Here is a 7,249-nt window from a genome sequence, read left to right as displayed (position 1 = left end):
CGCGTCCCAGTCGCTGTCGGCGATGCCAGTGGGAGCGGAGTTCATCTCAAGCGATCTCTGCTTGAGATCCAACCGGATGGCGGCGACCTGTCAAGGCTCGCCGTTCAGATCAGGCTTGGTACGACCCCTGAACGCATACGGCGATTTAGTTCTGCGTATCGTTTGTAGAGCGGATTGCCTCCTGTGTAGTACAGGGCGTACACCCCTGTTCCTAGAAAGGTTTCTGGTGGTGGAAGTGTGTGAACTGGGGTGCCATTAAAGAATCTAATTGCGTCTTTGACCAAATCAGCAAATGCATCATTTCTGTATACATGTTCACTCCGGGCGAATGCTTGCGGCTTCATACGGCAATATTTCCTGTTTCAAATAGGTGGATTCTCTCACCGGGGTGGATAGTCATATCGAAGTAGACGCCCAACAGTATTTCGGCGGGTCCGGTATCCATCCCACTCGGGGCTCTACAGCCGCCTAAGAAGTTTCTGGATCTGCGGAGCTGATCTTGAAACTCCCTCCAGCGTAGTGCATGTGCGTGATTTGGCTTCAGGATGGTGGGGACGATGGGCGGGTCCGCAAACCAAATGTACATTTGGCTACAGAAGGTCTCCGGGGCTGACCACACCACAGGGTCCACGATTCAGTACATGCGTATAGATCATGGTGGTTTTCACATCGCTGTGGCCCAGTAATTCCTGGATCGTTCGAATATCTTGCCCGCGCTCCAGTAAGTGGGTAGCGAAGGAATGCCGAAACGTGTGACAACTCGCCCGTTTGCAGATCCCGGCACTCAGCACGGCTCTCTTCACCGCCTTCTGGATCAGCGATGGGTCGATGTGGTGCCGGCCCTCAGTTCCTGCCTTCGCATCCTTCCATCGATGAACCTGTGGAAAAACCCATTGCCACACCCACTCTGCTGCCGCGTTCGGGTACTTCCGTCCCAATGCCATCGGCAGAACCACCCTGCCCCAACCCGCCGTCAAGTCCGCCTGATGCAGACGACGCACCGCCTGCAGGTGGTCCCGCAAGGGCTTACCGAGGCTGACGGGGAGAACGGTCACCCTGTCTTTGGCGCCCTTGCCATTGCGAATGATCAGTTGCCTGGACTGGAAGTCAACATCCTGGGCCCGGAGCCGCAACGCTTCCATCAGCCGCAGGCCGCTGCCGTAAAGCAACTTCGCCACGAGCTGCTCAACTCCGTCCAGGCATTCCAGCACCGCCCGCACCTCCGCCACGGTTAGCACCACAGGCAACCGCTTTGGTTGCCGAGCACGTACCACGCCCTCCAGGCTGCCCACATCGCTCCCAAGCACCTGCCTGTAAAGAAAAAGCAGGGCCGACAGCGCCTGGTTCTGCGTGGAGGCACTCACCTGCCCCTCGGTCGCCAGGTGCGACAGAAACGCATTGATTTCGGCCTCGCCCATCTCGCGCGGATGCCTGAGGCCATGGAAGCGCAGATAGCGACGCACCCACTGCTCGTAAGTCTGTGTGGTTCGTCGGGCGTAATGCCGCACCTGCAGCTCCTGCCTGAACCGCTCCAGCAACCGTGGGCCCGGCGTCGGAACCATTTCCACTTCAGCCAACTGGCTTCAGTGTTCCCGCCCTCAGGCGATCCGGGCCCAGCCTGCGAGCAAAGCGCTCACACCCCTACCGGCTCCTCGGCCTTCTGCTGCTCCGCCAGCACCTTCTCCAGACCCTCGATGTCTTCGTCGGTGATCTTGGTCTGCATCGGGCAGTGCTTCGGCCCGCACATTGAGCAGAACTCGGCCTGCTTGTAGATGTCGGCCGGCAGGGTTTCGTCGTGATACTCGCGGGCGCGCTCGGGATCGAGCGAGAGGTCGAATTGCTTGTTCCAGTCGAAGGCGTAGCGGGCGCGGCTGAGTTCGTCGTCGCGGTCGCGGGCGCCCGGGCGGTGGCGGGCGATGTCGGCGGCGTGGGCGGCGATCTTGTAGGCGATCAGGCCCTCACGCACATCCTCGGCATTGGGCAGGCCCAGGTGTTCCTTCGGGGTCACGTAGCAGAGCATCGCCGTGCCATACCAGCCGGCCATCGCCGCGCCGATCGCGCTGGTGATGTGGTCGTAGCCGGGAGCGATGTCCGTGACCAGTGGACCGAGCACATAGAAGGGCGCCTCGCTGCACTCCTCCATCTGCTTCTTCACGTTGAACTCGATCTGATCCATCGGCACATGGCCCGGACCCTCCACCATCACCTGGATGTCGTGCTCCCAGGCGCGGCGGGTGAGCTGGCCCAGCGTTTTGAGCTCCGCCAGCTGGGCGGCATCAGAAGCATCGTGCTGGCAGCCGGGCCGCAGCGAATCGCCCAGCGAGAAGCTGCAGTCGTAGCGCTTGAAGATCTCGATGATGTCATCGAAGCGCGTGAACAGCGGGTTCTGCTTGTGGTGATACAGCATCCACTGGGCCAGGATGCCGCCGCCGCGACTCACGATGCCGGTGAGGCGGCCCTTCACCAGCGGCAGGTGCTCGATCAGAAGGCCGGCGTGGATGGTTTGGTAATCGACGCCCTGCTGGCAGTGCTTCTCGATGATGTGCAGGAAGTCGTCGGCATCGAGCTTCTCGATCGAGCCGTGCACGCTCTCCAGCGCCTGATACACCGGCACCGTGCCGATCGGCACAGGCGAGGCATTGATGATCGCCGTGCGCACCTCATCAAGGTTCACGCCACCTGTGGAGAGGTCCATCACCGTGTCGGCGCCGTACTTCACCGCCAGCCGCAGCTTGGCCACCTCTTCATCGAGATCCGAGGCATTGGGCGAGGCGCCGATGTTGGCGTTCACCTTGCACCTGGAGGCGATGCCGATCGCCATCGGCTCCAGATTGGTGTGGTTGATGTTGGCCGGAATGATCATCCGCCCCCGCGCCACCTCCTCCATCACCAGCGATTCGGGCAGGTTCTCCCGCCTGGCCACGAAAGCCATCTCTTCGGTGACCACACCCTGACGGGCATAGTGCATCTGCGACACGTTGGCGTGGCCGCGACGCTTCTCAATCCAGGCACTGCGCATGATCGGCTGCTGAGTGACGGGGCCGGACCGAGCGGGCACATCTCCGGCTCCGAACACGGCCGCAACCGAAGGCCACAGCAGAAATCGGGACACTTCCCTGCGCCGGCATGACCCGGATCAGGTTCGGAGGGTGTGATCTCAGCCCACAGCCGAAGACGGCCGGGCACCCCTAGTGACGAGCGAAACCTAGCAACTTTTCAGCTCTGCAGGCCGTTGAGTGCGGCGGCCACCACCCGGTGGTCGGGATCCTGCTGCAACAGCCGCAGCCGCTGGCGGGCCGCATCGCCCCAGCCGCCGGCCACCGGCGGATCCGCCCGGGCAGCTTCCTGGGCCAGCCGACCCAGGATCTCGGCACCGCCCACCCGCACGGTGCCGTCGGCATCGGCGATCGCCATCTCGGCCAGTTCCAGCAGCAGCTCCCTGGCGATCTGCGGCTGCTCAGCCAGGGCCGAGAGGATGCTGCAACGCACCAGCCACTGGTCGTCCCGCGCGAAGCTCTCACGCAGCAGCGGCCAGGCCCGCTCCACGCCGTAGGAAGCCAGGGCATTGGCCGCTTCGGCCCGCACATTGGCATCGCCATCGGCGGCGAGGGCGGCCACCAGGGCCTGCCAGCCGGCCTCATTGCGCTTGATGCCCAGCCCGCTGCAGCTGAGCGAGCGCACGAGGAACGGCTCCTGCTCGAGCCCCAGCAGCAGCAGCGGCACGGCCTGCTCGGCCTCCAACTGCCGCAGGCCCGCCAGGGCCGGCATGGCGCGCACCGGATCACCCGAGCCGATCGCCTCGCGCAGGGCCGCAAGATCCGCCGGTGGAGTCGGCTCCGGGGATGCCGGTTCGGGAGGGGTGGTGCTCATCACTTCACCCTCCCACAGCCCAGCCGGCTGGAGCCGCCCTCAACCGGGCGGTGGTGACAGCGGCGGCGACCGCAGGGCCTGGGCCAGGGAATGGCGGCGCCGGGAACGCCGCAGCCGGCCGCTGACCACCAGTCCGCAACCGATCAGCAGGGCCGGAACCGCCTGCAGCCGCTGGCTGCCGTGCCGGACGGTGAAACTGATCGCCGCCAGCACGACCAACAGGGGCGCCGCCAGGGCCAGCAACGGATGGGTGGTCGGGCGGGCGGCTTTCATCCCCGTCGCCCCATCCAGAGCAGCAGGCTGAGGCTGAGCACCTTCACACCCACCGCCACGCTCCGCTCATCGGGATTGAACGTGCCGTTGTGCAGCGGAGCGCAGCCCTCGGGGCCCGCCACCCCCAGCCTGAACATCGTGCCCGGCGCCGCCGTGAGCAGCTCGGCAAAATCCTCGGCTCCCAGCGATGGCTGCTGGAGACGTTGCACCTGCGGCCGCCCCAGCAGCGCCAGGGCGGCCTCCTCCACCAGCTCGGTGAGCTCCGGATCGTTGTGCACCGGCGGCGCGATGCAGCGGTAGCGCACCCGCGCCTCGCCGCCGTAGCCCCGGCAGATCGCCTGCACGGTGTCTTCGATCCAGCCCGGCAGTTCGGCGTGCACCTCGGTGTCGAGGCAGCGCACCGTGCCGAGCAGCCGCACATGGTCGGCGATCACATTGAAGGCCTTGCCACCCTCAATCTTGCCGAAGCTCACCACCACCGGCTGCAGCGCATCGAGCCGCCGGCTGATCGCCTCCTGCAGCCCACTCACCACCCGGGCCGCAATCCAGATCGCATCGGTGCTCTGGTGCGGCCGTGCCCCATGGCCCCCCTCACCCAGCACCTCCACCTCCAGCTCACCCGCCGCCGCCGTGAGGCTGCCGCTGCGCACGCCGATGCTGCCCACCGGCAAGCTCGGAAACACATGCACGCCGAACAGGGCCTCAACCCCCTGCATGGCGCCGTCGGCCAGCATCCAGGCCGCCCCCTGGGCGATTTCCTCGGCCGGCTGAAACAACAGCCGCAGCCGGGCCGTGAGCTGATCCGCCAGGGGTGCCAGCAGCCGCGCCACCCCCAGGCCGATCGCCGTGTGCAGATCGTGGCCGCAGGCGTGCATCAGCCCCTGGTGGCAGGAGGCGAACGGCAGGCCGGTGCGCTCCTCCACCGGCAGGGCGTCCATGTCGACCCGCAGGGCCACCAGCGGCGCCCCCACCGGGCCCAGCTCGGCCACCACGCCGGTGCGGCCCACCCCTTCACGCACCTCCCAGCCCAGCAGCCGCAGTTCACCGGCCACCAGCGCCGCTGTCTGGTGCTCAGCGCCGCTCAGCTCCGGGTGGGCATGGATGTGGCGCCGCAAACCGATCAGCTCGGGTAGCGCCTGCGCCAGGGCCTGCTCCAGACCCAGGCGCCGCCACAGCTCGGCGGCGCTGACGCTGGCGGTGGCAGGAGTGGGGAAGGCGGCAGGACTCATCAACTGGCCAGATCCAGGAAGGCTTCGAGAGCGTGGACCGGCCCGGGGGGCCAGCGCCGAATCCGCGATAACCATTCTGGCTGCCGGTAGCGGGGATCAAGGCCCGAAGCCGCCGCCCAGTTGCTTTCGGCTTCCCCCAGCGCCCCCCGCTGCCAGAGCAGGGCGGTGAGCCCGGCGCGGGGGTCGGCGAACAACGGATAACGGCGGATCAGGTTGCGGAACTCCCGCTCGGCTCCACCCAGATCACCCCGCTCGAAGCGGGCCAGGGCCAGGCTGGAGCGGGCCATCGCGAAGCCGGGCCGGGCCGCCGCGGCCGCCTCGTAGCAACGCTCCGCCGCCGCCCAGTCGCCCCGCGAACCTTCCACATTGCCCAGGTTGTAGAGCGCCGAGGCCTCGGCCGGATCCCGCTCCAGGATCCACTGGTAGTCAGCCGCCGCCCGATCCCACTCAGCCAGCGCCTCCTCGGCCGTGCCCCGGTTCAGGTGCGGATCAACGCTGCCCGGCTCCAGCTCGATCGCCCGGTTCTGGTCGGCGATGGCCGCTTCGGGATGGCCGAGCGCCAGTTGCACGTTGCCCCGGTTGCTCCAGGCCGAGGCGTCGTCGGGGGCCTGCTCCAGCACCCGGTCCCAGAGCGGCAGCGCCTCACCGAACTGCCCGTCACGGCTGGCCGCCAGCGCCTGGTCGAACAGCTGGGGCAGGCTGAGCTGGGTGGCGAGCAGCACGGCCAGCAGCCAGCCCATCAGGCCGCCTCCGGCTCCGGCCAGCCGAGGTGCACTCGCGCCGCGGCCGTGGCCACCCGGCCCCGCGGGGTGCGCAACAGAAAACCAAGCTGCAGCAGGTAGGGCTCCACCACGGTTTCCAGGGTGATCGGATCCTCGCCCAGACCGGCGGCCAGTGTGTCGAGCCCCACCGGACCGCCGCCGTAGCCCGTCAGCAGCAGCTCCAGCAGGCGCCTGTCGCTGGCGTCGAGGCCACGGTCGTCGACCCGGTGCAGGCTGAGCGCTTCAGCCACCAGGGCCGGCCCGATGCGGGGCTCACCGCGCACGCTCGCCACATCGCGCACCCGGCGCAGCAGGCGGTTGGCGATCCGCGGCGTGCCGCGGCAACGGCGGGCCACCTCGGCGGCGGCTGCCGCTTCCAGCTCCAGGCTGAGCAGGCCGGCGGCCCGCTCCACAATCGCCTGGAGATCGGCCAGGTCATAGAACTCTAGCCGCTGGATCAGGCCGAAGCGATCACGCAGCGGTGAGCTCAGCAAGCCGGCCCTGGTGGTGGCCCCCACCAGAGTGAACGGCGCCACCGGCACCGAGCGGGTGCGGGCCGTGCTGCCTCTCCCCACGGTGAGATCGAGGCGGAAATCCTCCATGGCCGGATAGAGCAGTTCCTCGGCCACCCGGTTGAGCCGATGGATTTCATCGATGAACAGCAGCTCATGGGGCTGCAGGTTGATCAGCAGGCCGACGATGTCGCGGGGACGCTCCAGGGCAGGGGCGCTGGTGATCCGGCAGCGCACCCCCAGCTCCTCGGCGATCACCAGCGCCATGGTGGTCTTGCCGAGCCCGGGAGGGCCGTAGAGCAGCACATGGTCGAGCGCCTCGCCACGGTTGCGGGTGGCTTCCACGGCGATGCCGAGCACCTCCTTGAGCTCCCGCTGGCCGATGTAATCAGCCAGCCGTCGGGGCCGCAGGCTGTCTTCCCGGTTGGGCAGCGGCGCCTCGGCCTCGCCCTCCTCGAAGGCCTGGGCAGCGGGATCGACCAGCCGCCCCGCCGGCTTGGCGGGCGGGCGAGGGGGCGGCTGGAGGCCACCCCGCCCGGCTCCGGAGGAAACGATCGCCATGGCCTGAACAGTAGGCAGGCTGGGGCCTGTTTAGGGTCAGTTC

At 67.4% G+C, this 7,249-nt stretch carries 7 protein-coding genes and 1 riboswitch; all 7 genes read right to left on the bottom strand.

From position 1 onward, the window contains the following. Positions 1-590: 590 nt before the first annotated feature. Positions 591-1,562 (bottom strand): integron integrase, encoded by a 972-nt coding sequence (locus tag KQ307_RS08970; protein ID WP_259727742.1) that lies wholly within the window; start codon positions 1,560-1,562, stop codon positions 591-593. Positions 1,563-1,633: 71 nt separating this feature from the next. Continuing rightward, complete coding sequence (gene thiC, locus KQ307_RS08965; RefSeq protein ID WP_259727738.1) at positions 1,634-3,019, bottom strand: phosphomethylpyrimidine synthase ThiC; 1,386 nt, start codon at positions 3,017-3,019, stop codon at positions 1,634-1,636. A 77-nt stretch (positions 3,020-3,096) separates the two neighbouring features. After that, a riboswitch (TPP riboswitch) is annotated at positions 3,097-3,200 on the bottom strand. A gap of 16 nt (positions 3,201-3,216) precedes the next feature. Beyond that, positions 3,217-3,870: a HEAT repeat domain-containing protein gene (locus KQ307_RS08960; protein WP_259701887.1), complete on the bottom strand. Its 654-nt coding sequence runs from the start codon at positions 3,868-3,870 to the stop codon at positions 3,217-3,219. Between the two features lie 39 nt (positions 3,871-3,909). Beyond that, positions 3,910-4,143 (bottom strand): DUF3188 domain-containing protein, encoded by a 234-nt coding sequence (locus tag KQ307_RS08955; protein ID WP_259701886.1) that lies wholly within the window; start codon positions 4,141-4,143, stop codon positions 3,910-3,912. Further along, entirely contained in the window at positions 4,140-5,372 is a 1,233-nt protein-coding gene (locus tag KQ307_RS08950; RefSeq protein ID WP_259727737.1) for an amidohydrolase, read from the bottom strand. Before KQ307_RS08950 ends, KQ307_RS08955 begins: the two co-directional genes overlap by 4 nt. After that, positions 5,372-6,112 (bottom strand): tetratricopeptide repeat protein, encoded by a 741-nt coding sequence (locus KQ307_RS08945; RefSeq protein ID WP_259701884.1) that lies wholly within the window; start codon positions 6,110-6,112, stop codon positions 5,372-5,374. The genes KQ307_RS08950 and KQ307_RS08945 overlap by 1 nt, the downstream gene beginning before the upstream one ends. Beyond that, positions 6,112-7,206, bottom strand: a complete 1,095-nt coding sequence (gene ruvB / locus KQ307_RS08940; RefSeq protein WP_259701883.1) for a Holliday junction branch migration DNA helicase RuvB — start codon at positions 7,204-7,206, stop codon at positions 6,112-6,114. The genes KQ307_RS08945 and ruvB overlap by 1 nt, the downstream gene beginning before the upstream one ends. Positions 7,207-7,249: the final 43 nt, after the last annotated feature.

Source organism: Synechococcus sp. CS-1326, assembly GCF_025128115.1.
In the GTDB taxonomy this organism is placed as follows: Bacteria; Cyanobacteriota; Cyanobacteriia; order PCC-6307; family Cyanobiaceae; genus Regnicoccus.
Note: the sequence above shows the minus strand (reverse complement) of the source record. Positions and strands in the feature narration are given on the sequence as shown.